The sequence below is a fragment of the Providencia sp. genome, from assembly GCF_052096715.1.
Taxonomy (GTDB): Bacteria; Pseudomonadota; Gammaproteobacteria; order Enterobacterales; family Enterobacteriaceae; genus Providencia.
The window spans coordinates 66,491-85,304 of record NZ_JBQDNB010000006.1 but is presented as its reverse complement, the minus strand read 5'-3'; the positions used below and the strand labels follow the sequence as shown (position 1 = coordinate 85,304).

Here is an 18,814-nt window from a genome sequence, read left to right as displayed (position 1 = left end):
GTAATACGAGCCAACACAATATTTGCGAACGGCTTTGTATTTCAAATTAAGATAAGTAAAAATGTAGAAAAGTATAATTTATGTTGTCGTTTATCTTATTAACTTAACGAGGCATAAAATATGAATGGGGGGGAATATCAGAATAAAAAAACGATTTCCCTTTCATATACAGAGGCTGCGATTGCAGTAATTATCGGTGTGTTACCCCTTCTTTTTTTACCAAAATTACCCAATATAAATAGTACGTTAGTTATTTTTGCAATCCTGTTTTTGTTTCTGCTTTTTTGTAAAATTAATAGAATCGGTAAGTTTATCATTTTGATCATGATGATTTTTTTATGGGGCTGCTGGCACGGTATCGATTTAAAACAAAAAATAAACTTACTTTCTAAGCAGCACCACCAATTAGATATCACTGTTGTTAGCATTCCATTAAGTGATGACATAGAACAAAAGCTTAAAGTCCGAATTGATCATATAGATTCAATAGTGGTATTTCCACCGCTGTATGCAACATGGAAAAGAAAGGGACATTCTAAAATAAAAATTTGTGCGGGACAGAAATGGCAACTACAAGCAAAATTGAATCCATTACATTCATCATTGAATGAAGGGGGATTTAACCAACAACGCTATCAATTAGCTCAGCGTGTTATCGGAACTTTAAAGAATAAGAAAAGTGTAATATTAAATGAGCATTGTTCTTTTAGGCAGCAGGTAATTAATCAGTTTGTTGATGGAATAAGCCCTCTTAAATATTCAGGTATTATCTACGCTTTAATGTTTGGAGAACGAAATTTATTGCCACCAGAGCATTCGGTATTGCTACAAAATACAGGTCTTACTCATCTGATTGCAATATCTGGTTTGCATATCGGTATGTCCTATCTTTTAGGATATTTATTTGCTCGATTATTACAGTATTTGTTTCCTGTTAGGTTAGTGAGTCAAAACATACCGATTATACTGGGATTAATTTTTGCCTTTCTTTACGCTTGGGTATCCAATTTTGCTATTCCTGCAACTCGAGCATTACTGGCATTGTTGTTATGGGTGTATATTCGTAAGCAACCGTTTTACTGCTTTTCATGGCGATGGGCGATATGGAGTATCGGTTGTATCTTATTTTTTGATCCATTATCTATCCTTTCAGACAGTTTTTGGTTGTCGAGTTTTGCTGTACTGGCAATATTATATTGGTTTACTGTATTTCCCCTATCTTCAAGCATGAATCAACGAAAAATTGTGAGTAAAATTTTACCGTTAATTCATTTGCAGATTGGGTTGCTCATTTTATTAATTCCCATACAAGTCATTTTGTTTAAAGGCATCAACGTGATGAGTTTTTTCGCCAATCTTTGGTTTGTTCCTCTTATCTCGTGGATTGTCGTACCTATTATTTTTTGTATTTTTTTGATACCCGTTACTTACGTACAAAATTGGCTCTTTGTTTTTATTGACGAAGTTATTGGCTTTGGTATGAAGCCATTGGGGTTTTTAAGTGGTTTTTGGTTTGAATTAAATACGTTTCCTTATTATTTTTTACTAATATGTTGGGTAGTTGCCTTAGTCATCCTATTTGGTTGGTATAAAAATTATATTGGCTTATTGGGGTGTGTAATTGTTTTAGTATTAACGGATAGAATGCGAGAAATAGAACCTAGAGGTGACTGGAGCTTAACTGTATTGGATATAGGTCATGGCTTAGCTGTGGTGATTGAGCAAAACAATTTAGCGCTACTCTATGATACGGGGAATCGATGGCAGGGAGAGAGTAATGCAAAACGGCAAATTATTCCTTTTCTAAAGCATCACAGCATTACCCCAATGGGACTGATTCTTAGCCACAATCATTTAGATCATACTGGGGGAGTGACTGACCTCATTAATTATTACCCATGGCTCAGTGTACGTAGTAGCTTTGGACGCTATAATAATTCTGGACGCAAAAGTCATTCAAATAAAAATAGTCGCTTCGTAAGAGATAAACGGGTTGTTGTGAGTAATCACTTATTTAAACATAAGCATCTTCCTTGCTATAAAGGGCAACAGTGGCAATGGGGAAAACTTAGTTTTGAAGTACTTTGGCCTGAAAAGTTATCTGAAATTTCACATAATAATGATTCGTGTGTTATTCAATTGACGGATGGTTATCATAAAATTTTGCTCACTGGTGATTTAGAAAAACAAGGTGAAAAAATGATGGTGGCAATGTATCGAAATAAATTACGTTCAGATATTTTATTTGCACCTCATCATGGAAGTAGTACTTCTTCAACGGCATTATTTTTAAGAACAGTTAGCCCATCGACAGCGATAGTCTCTTCTGCGCGGTATAGCCCATGGAAAATACCTGCTGATAAAGTGCATTTTAGGTATAAACAGAATAATATTAAATGGTTGAATACGTCTGAGACAGGGCAGTTAACTCTATGGTTTAAAAAAGAAAAAATAAATACTTTACGCTATCGAAATGAAATTAATCCTCGGTGGTACCATCTGTGGTTTGGTGATCTGCTATTTCCCTAGTAGAATAGTGCGCTTACATTAAGTCTGGTAATAAAAGCATGAATGATATAGATCTTTCTACAAAACAAACATTTCGTCGCTTATGGCCGATTATCGCGCCGTTTAAAGCGGGTTTAATCGTTGCAGCGATAGCGCTTGTCATTAACGCCGCTGGCGATGCGTTCATGATTTCCTTGTTAAAACCTTTACTTGATGAAGGCTTTGATAAAGCTGATAACGACGTTTTAAAATGGCTACCTATAGCTGTGTTAGGGTTGGTTATTATTCGTGGCTTGTCTAGCTTCGTTTCTACCTATTGTGTCTCGTGGGTATCTGGCAAAGTTGTAATGAATATGCGCCGAAAACTTTTTGGTCATATGATGGGAATGCCAGTTAGTTTTTTTGATCAGCAATCAACAGGGACTTTATTGTCTCGGATCACCTATGACTCTGAACAGGTTGCTTCATCGTCATCAGGTGCTTTAATCACGATTATCCGTGAAAGTGCTTATATCATCGGTTTGTTTGCGATGATGTTCTATTATAGCTGGCAGTTATCGCTTATTTTGATTGTAATCGCACCAGTTGTTTCAATCACTATTCGTATTGTTTCTAAACGTTTTCGCTCAATTAGTAAAAATATGCAAACGGGTATGGGACATGTAACTGCTAGTGCTGAACAAATGTTGAAAGGGCACAAAGAAGTTTTAATTTTTGGTGGGCAAAAAGTTGAAACTGAACGTTTTGGTAAAGTCAGTAATAATATGCGTCGCCAAAATATGAAAATGGTGACCGCTTCAGCTATATCAGACCCAATTGTTCAATTGATTGCGTCTTTTGCATTGGCTTTTGTACTTTATGCCGCCAGCTTTCCTGAAATTCGTGAGCAATTAACGTCAGGGACTATCGCTGTTGTTTTTTCATCAATGTTTGCCTTGATGCGCCCTTTAAAATCACTCACAAATGTTAACGCACAATTCCAACGCGGTATGGCTGCTTGTCAGACGTTGTTTGCTATTTTAGATAGCGAGCAAGAAAAAGATGAAGGCACCAAAGTGCTAAAAGAAGTAAAAGGTGATATTGAATTCGAAAATGTCACTTTTACCTATGCAACGAAAGATCATCCTGCGTTAGATAACATCTCATTTACCTTACCCGCAGGCAAATCAGTTGCTTTAGTCGGTCGTTCAGGTTCTGGTAAATCAACGATTGCAAATTTGATTACTCGATTCTATGACATTGATGAGGGTAGTATTCGCATTGATGGTCATGATATTCGTGAATACACGCTGGAATCATTACGTAGCCAAGTCGCATTAGTATCGCAACATGTATATTTATTTAACGATACCATTGCAAATAATATTGCTTATGCAACAGATGGTAGCTATAGCCGCGAACAGATTGAAAAAGCAGCTAAAATGGCTTATGCAATGGACTTCATCGATAAATTGGATAAAGGCTTAGATACCATAATTGGTGAAAATGGCGTGATGCTTTCTGGTGGGCAGCGCCAGCGTATCGCTATTGCACGTGCGCTTTTACGTGATTCTCCTATTTTGATCCTTGATGAAGCAACATCGGCATTAGATACCGAGTCTGAACGTGCTATCCAGGCTGCTCTTGATGAATTACAGAAAAATCGTACTTCATTGGTTATCGCTCATCGACTGTCTACAATTGAAAATGCGGATGAAATTCTAGTCGTTCAGGATGGACATATTATTGAACGTGGGAATCATGCGAAGCTGTTAGCTGAAGATGGCGCATATGCTCAATTACATAGTATACAGTTTAAGCAATGATTGAACGTATTTGGTCCGGTAAATCTTGGCTGTACATTTTATTACTGCCGTTATCCATATTGTATGGATTGATAACGGCAGTAAGGCATCTTGGTTACAAAACTGGATTATTTCGTTCTTGGCAAGCGCCGATCCCTGTCGTTATCGTTGGCAATTTAACGGCGGGTGGTAACGGTAAGACGCCTGTTGTGATTTGGTTAGTAGAATCATTAACCAAAGAAGGTTATCGTGTTGGGGTTGTTTCTAGGGGCTATGGTGGTAAATCTGAGCATTATCCATTATTACTCGATGATCAAACGACCACGGCATCGGCGGGTGATGAACCTATGCTAATTTGGCACAGAACCAAATCACCGGTGGCCGTTGCACCTAAACGTAGTGATGCGATTAAAGCTTTATTAGCTAATAATTCGTTAGATGTGATTATCACAGATGATGGATTACAGCATTATGCCTTAAAACGAGATTATGAAATTGTGGTTATTGATGGTCAACGCCGTTTTGGAAATGGATGGTGGCTACCAGCAGGTCCTATGCGTGAACGCGCAGGACGCTTAAAAAGTGTTAACGCACAGATTGTTAATGGCGGGAGCCCGAAAGGTAATGAAGTCTTAATGTCTCTTGAAGGGGATATTGCTGTTAATCTTGTGAGTGGCAAGAGATGTCCAGTTAATCAATTGCAATCGGTTATTGCTATGGCGGGTATTGGACATCCTCCTCGATTTTTTAATTCTCTGCAAAGCAAAGGATTAAACGTAATAAAAACCTACGCTTTTTCTGATCATCAACCTTATGACCAACAACAGCTAGCCTCATTAACTAACCCAAATGAATGTTTATTAATGACAGAAAAAGATGCAGTTAAATGCCAGTCTTTTGCACAAGCTAACTGGTGGTATTTACCTGTGCAAGCTCAGCTTGATGAAATTGGTGCTAAAACTATTCTAAGTGAAATAAAAAACATTATCTCAAACGATAAAAAAACTTGCCTATGAAGTTTGATTATGGTAATAATAGCCGCACTGTGATATAGCTCCACTTATTATGTATATGGATGCAATACATTAATAACTGGATTTTATACTAGCTTAAATTTCACGATCCGTTCTTTAGTTAGTCTTCATATCCTCGCAACAACTACATTTTTAATCAGTTTTGTCATCAAAATGTCAAAATACACTGTTAAATTCACAGTAGATGTGCGGTGTCTGAAATTCACTATTGGGATCGTAATAAATAACGCACAATTATTAAGTGCATATATTGGTAAAAGTTTAATTACTCTTAAACGTGTTAATAGATCGGCAATTTATAATGGGAAAACGCTAAAGAGTAATAATAAAACGATAAAAAGAAATATTGTTCTTAGAACAAAAGGAGTTTTAATATGAATTTTCAATTACATATGGGTCGAGTTAAATGGTTTGATGCGAAAGAAGGTTACGGTTTTATTTCACCATTCCATGGTGGTGATGATGTATTTGTAACAAGAAAGTCAATTGCTAGCACTAAAATGAAATCATTAGCTGAAGGCCAAAACGTCGAGTTTTCAGTAACTCGCAATTCAAATGGTATTACGGCAACCGACGTTATTGCGTACTAATTAAATAATTAAAAGCGCTTTTTCTCCTGCTGACTATCCTCTTATCTCTTGCAGGAGATTGTATCTAGAAAGATTAAAGTTAACGGTGATATCTGCATGTGATATCCTGACGCCAAGTGAGTTAATTCCATTTGGGAGAAAACATGGATCACCGTTTACTTGAAATCATCGCTTGTCCAGTTTGTTACGGTAAATTAAGTTACAACAAAGACAACCTCGAATTAATCTGCAAATTTGACCATCTAGCGTATCCAATTCGCGATGGTATCCCCGTATTACTAGAAACCGAAGCTCGCCAAGTATCTTTAGATGAAGGACAGTAACTATTATGTTTACTGTAATTATTCCTGCGCGTTTCGCATCAACTCGATTACCGGGTAAGCCTCTCGCTGATATTCATGGCAAGCCTATGGTTGTGCGGGTGATGGAGCAAGCGATTAAATCAGGTGCAGGCCGAGTTATTGTGGCGACTGATCATCCTGATGTCGCCGCTGCGGTAATCCAAGCGGGTGGCGAAGCTTGTATGACAAATCCTGATCATCAATCTGGCACAGAAAGACTTGCAGAAGTTATCGACCTTTACGGTTTTTCAGATGACGAAATCATTGTTAATGTTCAAGGTGATGAGCCTTTAATTCCACCTGAAATTATTAGCCAAGTTGCTAGTAATCTTCAAGGAAGCAAAGCTAATATGGGCACACTTGCTGTGCCTATTCATGATGCTAAAGAAGCTTTTAATCCTAATGCAGTTAAGGTTGTTACTGATAATGAAGGCTATGCACTTTATTTTTCACGCGCCACCATCCCTTGGGATAGAGACAATTTTTCAACTGGTCAAAATACCATTGGCGATTATTTTCTTCGGCATATTGGTATCTATGCATATCGTGCAGGTTTTATTCGTCGTTATATTACGTGGGAAGCGAGCCCATTAGAAAAAATCGAAATGCTAGAGCAGCTTAGAGTGCTATGGTATGGCGAAAAAATTCATGTTGCGGTTGCCGAAAAAACACCTGGAGCTGGTGTCGATACCCCGCAAGATCTTGAAATTGTCAGAAAGCAATTTGCATCACAATAGCGACTGATATTGAACGGCTAATCTAGCTAAAAATAAAAGGTGTAAATTCAATGAATTACACCTTTTTTTGTGCGTTGTAATGACGCATTATTCTGCATCAATACTTTCAGGGGTGAGTAACGGTTGCTCTAACACTTGAGTGTTATCCGGTTTTAAATGCCACCATATTGTGCCAATTAGCTCATACCAAGCGCGTTCACTATGACCAAAGTAATAAGATGATGGGATGTATTTTTCCCATGGATTGATTGCACTAGTAATAACCAGTTGATTTGCGGGGGCTGGTAATGGTTGCATTCCTCTACTCGTAAACATGGTTATTGCCCGAGGCAGATGGTTTGCCGATGTCACTAATAAAAAAGGCTCTTTACCTATAATTTTTTCGACTTCAAATGCTTCTTCTTGCGTATCTTTGGGCTCAGTGAGTGCAATAGTATCTTCAGCGGGAACTCCTAACGATTGAGCAACTTGTGCGGCGACTTCTGCACTGCTTATGGGATTATTGGCCTTTCCGCCAGTAAAAATAAGTTTGCTGCCAGGGTATTTCAGATAAAGTCTCACACCTTCGGTTACCCGAGGAAGGCTATTATTCAATAAATTAGAGCTTGGGCTCCAATCGGGGTTATAGGTAAATCCACCACCTAAAACAACGATATAATGCACATTTTCTGGTGGATTGGGGGTAATTAATTCATAACGTTGGTTATATTTGCCTTCAATGGGGGCTAGCAAATTATCCGATACTGGTTGTAGGCCTAACAGCAAGATGAAGAGCAAACTGGCACTGACCAGTGTTTTGCCACTTTTTTGCCATCGGGTACACCACAATAGAATTAAACCGATAAATCCGATAATCAGCAGGAGCGGTAATGGCATCAATAATGCACCAATATATTTTTTTAGCAGAAATAACATAACAAAGCCTATTTTAGAGGTTTATAACGCATTATTGTTCATTGAGCTCAATTCAACCAGCTTTGATGAAATAATAAATTTTGCGTATAAAAATGAAAGTCATGATGCCAAAATGAAATTCAGTGAGCAAAATAAAGTACTATGCAAAAATATAGCTATTATCTGTTATAATTCAGGATTCAGTCATTGCCTGCATTTTATATGATAAGCGACGCCATATTCATGAATTACAGAATAAAAACTGATAAATTTCAGGTGCGTTGCTAGGCTGATTGACCAACAAACATGTTTTGAATAATGAATTATAGGTAACCAGATAGCACATGGCAGACCGCAACTTTGATGATATTGTCGATAAATTTGCAAAAAATATCTATGGAACGACAAAAGGTAAAATACGTGAAGCGGTCGTTTGGCAAGATCTTAGCCAGTTATTAGAAAGCCATTTTAAAGGTCAAACATTACGTATACTTGATGCCGGAGGCGGTGAAGGCCATTTTTCGCGCAAGCTTGCGGCGATGGGACATCAAGTCATACTTTGCGATTTATCCGAAGAAATGCTAGAAAGGGCGAGTGAGCTTGCGCATGAAGAAGGAATTAGTGAAAATATCCGCTTTGTTAACAGTGCGGTACAGGATATTGCACAACATTTAACGGAGCCGGTTGATTTCGTTATCTTTCATGCAGTACTGGAATGGATTAGCGATCAAAAATATGCAATTGAGCAGTTGGCAGATATAATCAGACCTGAAGGCATATTTTCTGTCATGTTCTATAATGCAAATGGCTTAGTGATGCGCAATGCGATTTTAGGCAATTTTCATCTCGCGACCCCTCACATCCAACGTAGACGCAAGCGTTCGTTGTCGCCACAAAATCCACTCTTCCCACAACAGGTTGATGAATGGCTTTTGTCTTGTAATATGGAAATATTAGGTAAAAGTGGCGTAAGAGTATTTCATGATTATTTGCAAAGTAGACAGTTACAACAAAAAGATTTTCCAGCATTGCTGGCGCTAGAACAGCAATATTGTCGTGAAGAACCTTATATCAGCATGGGACGCTATATTCATGTCATGGCGCGAAAACAAATACAAAAGGACGATTTATGAGTGAGTTTTCCCAGACCGTCCCTGAACTGGTGTCTTGGGCACGAAAAAATGATTTTTCGATTTCACTTCCCGCAGAGCGCTTAGCCTTTTTGCTATCGGTTGCTGTTTTGAACAGTGAGAGAGTTAATGGTGAAATGACCGAAGGGGAGCTAATTGACGCCTTTCGTGAAGTTTGTAAAGGGTTTGAACAGACAACAGAGTCACTCTCTGTCAGAGCAAATAACGCCATCAATGATATGGTGCGTCAAAAGATATTTAACCGCTTTGCCAGTGATATCATTGAAGGTAATGCCATTTATCGTCTGACGCCTTTAGGCATTGGTATTAGTGATTATTATATTCGCCAGCGTGAATTTTCAACATTAAGGCTGTCAATGCAGCTTTCTATCGTGGCGAGTGAATTACTTCGTGCGGCAGAGGCTGCGGAAGAAGGTGGCGATGAGTTTTATTGGCATCGCTATGTTTTTGCCCCATTAAAATATTCAGTAGCAGAAATATTCGACAGCATTGATTTATCCCAGCGTATTATGGATGAGCAGCAAAGCTCAGTGAAAGAAGATATTGCCGCATTATTGAGCCAAGACTGGCAAGCGGCGATCGCCAATTGTGAGCAATTATTGTCTGAAACATCAGGAACATTAAGAGAGCTGCAAGATACGCTGGAAGCCACTGGTGATAAACTGCAAGCTAACTTGATGCGTATTCAAGAGGCGAATCTGAACGCACCTCAATTTTCTGATATGGTTGATAGACTAATTTTTGATTTGCAGAATAAACTGGATCGAATTGTTAGCTGGGGACAGCAATCCATTGATTTATGGATTGGTTATGACCGCCATGTGCATAAATTTATTCGTACAGCGATCGATATGGATAAAAATCGGATATTTTCTCAACGATTACGCCAATCGGTACAGCAGTACCTCGATAGTCCGTGGGCATTAACTTATACCAATGCAGACAGACTATTTGATATGCGTGATGAAGAGCTTGCGTTGCATGATGAAGAGGTCACTGGTGAATTACCTCCAGAGCTTGAATTCGAAGAATTTAGTGAAATAAATGATCGACTTGCAGAGCTAATGGAAGCTGAACTGGCATTTTATAAAGCGGATAAACAGCCGCTAGATGTCGGGCAAGTATTAGAAGATTACTTGAAACAATATCCGCAGAGTCGCCATTTTGATGTTGCGCGTATTATTATCGATCAGGCTGTAAAACTAGGTATCGCAGAGGCTGATTTGGCGGGATTACCGTCAAAATGGCGTGCTATTAATGATCACGGAGCCAAGGTGCAGGCACATGTCATCGACAAATATTGAACAATTTATGCCAGTTAAACTGGCTCAAGCACTCGTTAATCCTATTTTCCCTGAGCTTGACAGTCAGTTACGCTCGGGTCGCCATATTAGTATTGATGATCTTGATAATCACGCATTTCTGATGGATTTTCAGGAAGATTTAGAACAATTTTACTCACGTTATAATGTTGAATTGATTCGTGCGCCAGAAGGTTTTTTCTATTTGCGCCCCCGTTCAACGACATTGATCCCTCGCTCGGTACTCTCTGAGCTGGATATGATGGTGGGTAAAATTCTTTGTTATCTTTATCTCAGCCCTGAACGGTTAACCAATCAAGGTATTTTTACCTCTCAAGAATTGTTCGAAGAGCTATTATCGCTTGCTGATGAAAGTAAATTAATGAAATTTGTGAATCAGCGCTCGACAGGTTCTGACTTAGACAAACAAAAACTGCAAGAAAAACTCAGAACTTCGTTAAATCGATTACGCCGCTTGGGTATGGTGCACTTTTTGCAAAATGATCCGAATAAATTCGTCATTTCAGAGTCTGTATTTCGTTTTGGCGCTGATGTACGTAGTGGTGATAGCCCTCAAGATGCTCAATTAAGAATGATCCGTGATGGCGAAGCTATCTCTCTTGAAGGGGAGTTATCATTACAAGATAGCGATGAAGATGAGCCTGAAGAAAATCAAGAAGCGGCAGAAAGTGATGAGGATGGACAACAATGATTGAACGCGGAAAATTTCGCTCACTGACGCTGGTGAATTGGAACGGTTTTTTTGCTCGAACCTTTGACCTTGATGAACTCGTTACCACGCTTTCAGGCGGAAACGGAGCGGGTAAATCAACTACCATGGCCGCTTTTATTACCGCCATGATCCCAGATTTAACCTTATTACACTTTCGTAATACAACGGAAGCTGGGGCCACCTCTGGTTCTCGTGACAAAGGCTTACACGGGAAGTTACGTCCTGGGGTCTGCTACGCGATTTTAGATGTTTTAAACTCTAAACATCAGCGTGTTATGGTTGGTGTTCGCCTTCAACAAGTCGCGGGTCGTGATAAGAAAGTTGATATCAAACCTTTTATGGTTCAAGGTGTGCCAATTGCGACAGTGCCTACTGAAATTTTGACGGAAATTATTGATGGTCGTCAAGCTAAAGTTATTCCTTTAAATGAGTTAAAAGAACGGCTTGAAGCGCAAGAAGGTATACAGTTTAAGCAATTCAACTCAATTACTGATTACCATTCAGTATTATTTGAGCTCGGCGTATTACCAAAACGTTTACGTTCAGCTGGCGACCGTAGTAAATACTACCGTTTGATTGAAGCATCTCTCTACGGGGGTATTTCCAGTGCGATTACACGTTCATTACGTGATTATTTATTGCCTGAAAATAGCGGGGTTCGTAAAGCATTCCAAGACATGGAAGCCGCATTACGTGAAAACCGTCTGACCCTTGAAGCTATCCGTGTGACACAGTCAGATCGTGACTTATTTAAACATCTAATTAGCCAAGCGACGGATTATGTATCTGCTGATTATATGCGTCATTCAAATGAAAGACGTATTCATTTAGATACTGCCTTAGCTGCGCGTAATGAATTAAATGCAAATCGCAAGCAGCTTAAAGTTGAGCAAGTTCGCAGCGTCGATATGGCTCGTGAGCTTAACGAACAAAATGAATCGTCATTGGTGTTTGAAACTGATTACCAAGCGGCGAGTGATCATTTGAGTCTTGTGCAGGCGGCATTACGCCAACAAGAAAAAATAGATCGCTACCAAGCTGATATTGAAGAGCTAACTTATCGTCTAGAAGAGCAAACCGAAGTTGTTGCTGTCGCGACAGAAAGCCAAGAAGAATATGAAGCGCGTTCAGAAGCGGCTGAAGTTGAAGTCGATGAATTAAAAAATCAATTAGCGGATTATCAGCAAGCTCTGGATGTTCAGCAAACTCGCGCTATTCAATATCAACAGGCTTTACAAGCGTTGACGCGCGCTCGTGAATTGTGCCAGTTACCTGAGCTAACAATAGAAAATGCCGACGAATGGCTTGATACTTTCGAAGCGCGTGAGCAGCAAGCTACCGAAATATTATTATCATTAGAACAGAAGATGAGTGTGGCTGATGCCGCTCATAGCCAGTTTGAACAAGCTTATCAGTTAGTTAAAACCATGGTTGGCGAAGTCAGTCGTAGTGACGCATACCAACAGGCACGTACGTTATTACGTGACTGGTCATCACAGTCGCATCTAGCTGAACGAGTCCAGCCATTGCGTATGCAACTATCTGAATTGCGTCAGCGTTTGGATAGTCAGCAAAATGCAGAAAGATTACTGAGTGAATTTTGTAAGCGTCATGGGCAAAGTTACGAGCCTGATGAGCTAGATGTGTTGATGGCAGAGCTTGAAGCGCAACAAGAAGAGCTAAGTATTGGCGTGAATGAAAGTGGTGAAAGACGTATGCAAATGCGTCAAGAACTTGAACAAATTCGTTTACGTATTCAACAGTTGTCAGCTAAAGCGCCCGCTTGGATCATGGCGCAAGAAGCGTTAACACAGCTCAATGAACAAGCTAATGAGACGTTTAATACCAGTAGTGAAGTGACTGAATACATGCAGCAATTGCTTGAGCAGGAACGTGAAATTACGGTTGAACGCGATGAAGTTGCTGCGCAGCGACGCGAGCTAGAAAAGCAAATTGAACGTCTTAGCCAACCTAGTGGTGCGGAAGATAGCCGCATGTTGGCATTAGCTGAACGCTTTAACGGTGTATTATTATCAGAAATATATGATGATATTACGATTGAAGATGCGGCTTATTTCTCTGCACTTTATGGTCCTGCTCGTCACGGTATTGTGGTTCAAGACTTAGCCCTTGTTCGTAGCCAACTGGAAACATTACAAGATTGTCCTGATGATGTGTATTTCATTGAAGGGGACCCACAAGGTTTTGACGATAGTGTTTTTGATGCACAGGAATTTGAGAATGCAGTACTTGTACGCTCTTCCGAGCGCCAATGGCGCTATTCTCGCTATCCTGAATTACCGTTATTCGGTCGCGCTGCGCGTGAGAGCCATTTAGAGTCGTTGACTTTAGAGCGTGATGCATTATCGGAGCGTTATGCGACGCTGTCATTTGATGTACAGAAAATTCAGCGTTCACATCAAGCGTTTAGCCGTTTTATTGGTCAGCATATTTCAGTTGCATTTGAAGATGACCCTGAAGCTGAAATTAAAACGTTAAATCAAAAACGTAATGAACTTGAGCGCGCATTATCTCAATTCGAAGAGCAGACTCAACAACAGCGTCAGCAATTTACCCAAGGTAAAGAAAGCTTATCCACCCTGAACCGCTTGTTACCGCTTGTGGGTTTATTAATGGATGAGACTTTAGTTGATCGGGTTGAAGAAATTAATGAAGAGTTATCAGAAGCTGAGGAAGCGGCACATTTCCTAAATAAATATGGTAATGCGTTGGCAAAACTTGAGCCGATGGTGACAGTGCTACTGAGCGATCCTGAGCAACATGACCAATTGCGTAAAGATTACGAACAGGCGAAACACAGCCAACAAAATGCGAAACAACAAGCTTTTGCATTAGTTGAAATTGTACAGCGTAGAGCTCATTTTAGTTACAGTGACTCAACGGGTATGGTTAATGAAAATGCTGACCTGAACGAAAAATTACGTCAACGCTTGGAACAAGCTGAAACTGAACGTAGTCGTGCAAGGGAACAGTTACGCCAACATCAGTCACAGACAGCGCAATATCATCAAGTTTTTGCTTCTCTTCGTAGCTCCTTTGATACTAAGCAAGAAATGCTCAAAGAGCTTGAGGTTGAGATGCAAGAGATTGGTGTTAAGGCCGATCCTGATGCACAAGAACGAGCGCGTATTCGCCGTGATGAACTTCATCAGTCAGTAATGGCAAATCGTAGTCGTATTAATCAGTTAGAAAAACAGCTCACACTTTGTGAAGCTGAAATGGACAATTTGCAAAAACGACTGCGTAAGTTAGAAAAAGACTACTTCCAAATACGTGAACAAGTTGTTTCTGCTAAAGCGGGTTGGTGTGCAGTAATGCGATTGGTTAAAGATAATGGCGTTGAACGCCGTTTAAACCGTCGCGAATTAGCCTATACCGATGGTGACAGTCTACGTTCTATGTCGGATAAAGCGTTGGGTGCACTGCGTTTAGCTGTCGCTGATAATGAACATCTGCGTGATGTTTTACGTTTATCTGAAGATCCAAAATTCCCAGATCGTAAAATTAAATTCTTTATTGCTGTTTATCAGCATCTGCGTGAACGTATTCGCCAAGATATTATTCGTACTGATGATCCCATTGATGCAATTGAGCAAATGGAGATTGAGTTAGGACGTTTAACCGAAGAGTTAACAGCTCGCGAACAAAAATTGGCGATTAGCTCGAAAAGTGTGGCGAATATTATTCGTAAAACTATTCAACGTGAACAAAACCGCATCCGTATGTTAAACCAAGGGTTACAAGCAGTCTCCTTTGGTCAAGTTAAAGGGGTTAGACTTAACGTTAATATACGTGAAAGCCATGCTTTACTACTTAGCGTATTGTCTGAGGAGAGCGAATCGCATCAAGATCTATTTACTAGCCAACGTTTGACCTTCTCGGAAGCGATGGCGAAGCTGTATCAGCGTTTAAATCCACAAGTTGATATGGGGCAGCGTTTACCGCAAACCATTGGTGAAGAGTTGTTGGATTATCGTAATTATTTAGAGCTTGATGTAGAAGTTAATCGAGGTTCAGACGGTTGGCTTAAAGCGGAAAGTGGTGCTTTATCAACAGGTGAAGCGATAGGTACCGGTATGTCAATATTGGTCATGGTTGTACAAAGCTGGGAAGAAGAAGCACGTAGATTACGAGCTAAAGATATTATTCCTTGCCGTTTGCTTTTCTTGGATGAAGCTGCACGTCTTGATGCGAAGTCTATTGCCACACTCTTTGAGCTGTGCGATAGGCTAGAGATGCAGTTAATTATTGCAGCGCCTGAAAATATCAGTCCTGAAAAAGGCACAACGTATAAGTTAGTGCGTAAAGTGTTTGGTAATAATGAACATGTGCATGTGGTTGGGCTGAAAGGATTTGGTCAAGATACACCAACTACGCAGGCAGCATTGCCTCAATAACGACGCATTTATATCAGCCGTCAGTTTGAAACTAACCGACATAGGGTAAAACCGTGTCGGTTTTTTATTATTATTTAAAAATTATGTCGATGAAGACGATGAATATTTTGTGGCACAAAATAATTGCATGGGTCACATAATTATCATACCAGTCGATAATAGATAGCATTAATGAGATATTAGTCTCATTTTAATGTAATAAAAACTCATATCATCATTGCACTTGTGATTTAACTTCACAGTATTTGCTGCTCTATTTATTTATTACCCTCATAAATATAAGTGATATGCAGTATTTGTTTGTATTGATACCAACTCGTTTATCCATAAAAGTAAAGAATGGTTAATTGGCGGGATAAACTTAAACAAGGATTAAAGATGAAAAAAATTACCCTAACGTTGAGCGCCATTGCTTTAGCGTTCAGCTTTTCAGCTGCATCTCAAGCTAAGATCCCAATGCCAGCAACGGTTAGTCCCGGTGTTACTGTTATTGAATTAGCGCAACAGCAGCCAGTAAATTGGGTTTCAATTGAACAAATTAAAAAAAGTTTAGATGGTAAAGCGCCAATGGCGGTCGGATTTGATATCGACGATACTGTTTTATTTTCAAGCCCAGGTTTTTATCGCGGAAAAATTGAATTTTCACCAAATGATTATAGCTATCTGAAAAATCCTCAGTTCTGGGAAAAAATGAATAACGAGTGGGATCAATTCAGTATGCCTAAACAAGTAGGTGTAGATTTAGTTAAAATGCACCTAGCGAGAGGCGACACTGTTTACTTCATTACGGGTCGTACAAAAACTAAAACCGAAACTGTGACTAAATACGTACAAGAAGGTTTAGCTATCCCTGCAGATAAAATGCAACCTGTTATTTTTGCCGGTGATGAGCCAGGACAAAATAATAAAGTCAGCTGGATGCGTGATCACAAGCTGACTATTTATTATGGTGATGCGGATGCAGATATCGCAGCAGCAAAAGAATTAAATATCCGTGGAATTCGTGTGTTAAGAGCGGCAAACTCATCTTACCAGCCATTGCCAAAAGCAGGTCAGTTTGGTGAAGAAGTTGTTATCAACTCAGAATATTAAAATTGTTTAATATCAATAGCTAAAGGTATTTATTGCCTTTAGCTATTTTTATATTAAATACCGAAAATTAAATAATAAAAGTCATCAATATTCAGTATTCAGATATTTTTAGTCGATTTAAACTGAAAATGATCTTATTCATTAGTTAAATTCTTATTTATTTCCATTCTTAATGCTATTTTGTCTTTCAATAAAGACAAAATTAGTCTATTCCTATAACATTCGTTTTCAAATTAAATACAATAAATTTGCAACTATAATAAAAACTATTGTTATCCATGTAGTAACTTAAGGTGGATGTATGGCAAAGAGAAGAGTGAAAGCTCTGCAAGTCTCGGTAATCTGTGGGCTGATGACATTACAATTTCCTGCATTTTCAGAACAAGAAAATATGCAGTTAAATACGACGGAAATGCAGCAGCCACAAGTTGTTGAATTGAATCAAGTGGTCACGGTTACACCAGCAGAAAGTTTGGTAAAGATAACATCGTCATTACCGGCTGATGTTAAACCTATTTTTACCACACAACTGGCTAAAATATATGCCGATCGGCAAATGAAGTTGTTGTGGCAAGATGAAACGGCTATCGAACAATTTCAACGACAATTAGCTGAACTTTCACTTTCAGGGGTGCAACCTCAGTTTAGTGAGTGGTTGTTGTTACTTGAAGATAGCCAATTAAGTGAATTAGGCCGAGATGTCATTTTATCTGATGCCATGATGGGCTATATACAATACCTATCTTCTGTTGAGGCAAGTGGCCAATATTGGTTATATACTAGTCGTCCATATAAAATAATAGCGCCAACAGCACCGCAAATGAAACCTTGGCTCGATGCGGCTTCTGAAAATAGGTTAGGAGCGTGGGTTAAGTCCCAAGCAATTAATCATCCGCTGTACCAGCCGATGCGCGAAGAAATGCTTAAACAGCTCGCCATGACTGAAGATGCGCTCGAAATTACCAGCACGACATCATTAAAGCCTGGGCAATCAAGTGATGATGTTATTACCTTGAGAGAAATCTTATATCGTGATGGATTGCTCGATAGCAGTGCTATTTCCACAGAAGTTGATGCGTCGGCTTCGCCAGAGGAAATCGCCAAAGCGACGGCAGCAGCTCGTTTATATAGCAATGATCTTGTTGAAGCCGTAAAAAAATTCCAATTACAATATGGCTTAGATGCTGATGGTGTGGTGGGTAAAGGCTCTAAAGTTTGGTTGAATATGAAACCAAAACAAAAAGCCGCCTTGATGGCATTAAATATTCAACGCTTACGTATTATACCAGCAAGTAATGGCACTGGTATTTTAGTCAATATTCCCGGTTACTCGCTAGATTTTTATTTAAACGATGAGGTCATTTTAGACTCTAAAGTGATTGTCGGACGCGCGGATCGTAAAACACCGATTATGAGCAGCGCTTTAAATAATGTGGTGATTAACCCGCCTTGGAGTGTGCCAACTAGTATGGCACGTAAAGATATCGCGCCAAAAGGGAAGCAAGATCCTAGCTATTTTAGCCGCAGAGGTTATACGGTCTACTCAGGATGGGGACAGGATTCATTTGAAATCGACCCTTACTCTATTGATTGGGAAAATATTACACCCGCGAATTTTCCATATCGAGTCAGACAAGCACCGGGACCAACAAACTCTTTAGGCCGCTATAAATTTAATATGCCAAGCTCGGATGCGATTTATTTACATGATACGCCAAACCACAGCTTATTTAATCGTAATGCGAGGGCAATAAGTTCAGGTTGTGTGCGCGTGAATAAAGCCAGTGAATTAGCGACAATTCTGCTTGGTGATGCGGGTTGGGAGCAAAAGCGTATTGATGGTGCGTTAAAAGAAGGCTCAACGCGTTATGTGAATATACCGGATAGAATCCCTGTTTATTTGTATTATCAAACGGCTTGGGTGGATAAAGATCAACAAGCGCAATATCGTGCTGATATTTATCAATATGATAAGAGCATTGATGGTACGGAAAAATATTTGCCAGCTATAAAAAGTATTCTGCGCTAATCCATTTCTTTTTATTCAGGGAAGGTAACTTCCCTGAATATTCATCGCGATTCATAACTATTCACATCAATTCCATTGCTCAATATTTTTTATTATTTAAGCTAAGTTCACAAGTTGAGACGTGCAGCTAAATTATCATTGAATGATTTTTAGTGATAAAACTCACCTTTTAGCGTAAATGACATAAAATTTGTTTATTTTA

The 18,814-nt window shown here is 39.3% G+C and carries 13 protein-coding genes; 12 read left to right on the top strand and 1 reads right to left on the bottom strand.

Annotated elements, in window-relative coordinates; translation table 11 throughout:
- The first annotated feature begins 120 nt into the window (after positions 1 to 120).
- The 6 genes from ACTH6U_RS07080 (at position 121) to kdsB (ending at position 6,994) form a co-directional block, all read left to right on the top strand.
- Positions 121 to 2,529, top strand: coding sequence for a DNA internalization-related competence protein ComEC/Rec2 (locus ACTH6U_RS07080; RefSeq protein ID WP_441831902.1), 2,409 nt, complete (start codon positions 121 to 123; stop codon positions 2,527 to 2,529).
- Between the two features lie 38 nt (positions 2,530 to 2,567).
- A complete protein-coding gene (gene msbA / locus ACTH6U_RS07075) occupies positions 2,568 to 4,313 on the top strand; it encodes a lipid A ABC transporter ATP-binding protein/permease MsbA (protein ID WP_336430815.1) in 1,746 nt (581 codons plus the stop codon).
- Positions 4,310 to 5,308 carry a tetraacyldisaccharide 4'-kinase gene (gene lpxK / locus ACTH6U_RS07070; protein WP_441831901.1) on the top strand — a complete coding sequence of 333 codons (999 nt, stop codon included), beginning with the start codon at positions 4,310 to 4,312 and terminating at the stop codon, positions 5,306 to 5,308. The genes msbA and lpxK overlap by 4 nt, the downstream gene beginning before the upstream one ends.
- Before the next feature lie 392 nt (positions 5,309 to 5,700).
- Complete coding sequence (locus ACTH6U_RS07065) at positions 5,701 to 5,916, top strand: cold-shock protein (protein WP_294107324.1); 216 nt, start codon at positions 5,701 to 5,703, stop codon at positions 5,914 to 5,916.
- 143 nt (positions 5,917 to 6,059) lie between these two features.
- Positions 6,060 to 6,239, top strand: a complete 180-nt coding sequence (locus ACTH6U_RS07060; protein WP_294107323.1) for a Trm112 family protein — start codon at positions 6,060 to 6,062, stop codon at positions 6,237 to 6,239.
- A 5-nt stretch (positions 6,240 to 6,244) separates the two neighbouring features.
- Positions 6,245 to 6,994, top strand: coding sequence for a 3-deoxy-manno-octulosonate cytidylyltransferase (gene kdsB, locus ACTH6U_RS07055; protein ID WP_294107322.1), 750 nt, complete (start codon positions 6,245 to 6,247; stop codon positions 6,992 to 6,994).
- A gap of 87 nt (positions 6,995 to 7,081) precedes the next feature.
- On the opposite strand, the gene elyC is transcribed toward kdsB, so the two are convergent.
- The gene (elyC, locus tag ACTH6U_RS07050) at positions 7,082 to 7,909 is read right to left on the bottom strand and encodes an envelope biogenesis factor ElyC (protein ID WP_441828980.1); all 828 of its coding nucleotides are present in this window, start codon (positions 7,907 to 7,909) and stop codon (positions 7,082 to 7,084) included.
- 323 nt (positions 7,910 to 8,232) lie between these two features.
- Here elyC and cmoM point away from each other — a divergent pair, with 323 nt between their 5' ends.
- The 6 genes from cmoM (at position 8,233) to ldtD (ending at position 18,612) form a co-directional block, all read left to right on the top strand.
- A complete protein-coding gene (gene cmoM, locus ACTH6U_RS07045; RefSeq protein WP_441831900.1) occupies positions 8,233 to 9,021 on the top strand; it encodes a tRNA uridine 5-oxyacetic acid(34) methyltransferase CmoM in 789 nt (262 codons plus the stop codon).
- Entirely contained in the window at positions 9,018 to 10,343 is a 1,326-nt protein-coding gene (gene mukF / locus ACTH6U_RS07040) for a chromosome partition protein MukF (RefSeq protein WP_336430812.1), read from the top strand. The genes cmoM and mukF overlap by 4 nt, the downstream gene beginning before the upstream one ends.
- Complete coding sequence (gene mukE / locus ACTH6U_RS07035) at positions 10,324 to 11,052, top strand: chromosome partition protein MukE (protein ID WP_336430811.1); 729 nt, start codon at positions 10,324 to 10,326, stop codon at positions 11,050 to 11,052. The genes mukF and mukE overlap by 20 nt, the downstream gene beginning before the upstream one ends.
- Positions 11,049 to 15,491 (top strand): chromosome partition protein MukB, encoded by a 4,443-nt coding sequence (mukB, locus tag ACTH6U_RS07030; RefSeq protein ID WP_441828978.1) that lies wholly within the window; start codon positions 11,049 to 11,051, stop codon positions 15,489 to 15,491. Before mukE ends, mukB begins: the two co-directional genes overlap by 4 nt.
- A gap of 378 nt (positions 15,492 to 15,869) precedes the next feature.
- A complete protein-coding gene (aphA, locus tag ACTH6U_RS07025; RefSeq protein ID WP_294107317.1) occupies positions 15,870 to 16,583 on the top strand; it encodes an acid phosphatase AphA in 714 nt (237 codons plus the stop codon).
- Between the two features lie 301 nt (positions 16,584 to 16,884).
- Positions 16,885 to 18,612, top strand: coding sequence for a L,D-transpeptidase (gene ldtD / locus ACTH6U_RS07020; protein WP_441831899.1), 1,728 nt, complete (start codon positions 16,885 to 16,887; stop codon positions 18,610 to 18,612).
- The last annotated feature ends 202 nt before the right edge of the window (positions 18,613 to 18,814 follow it).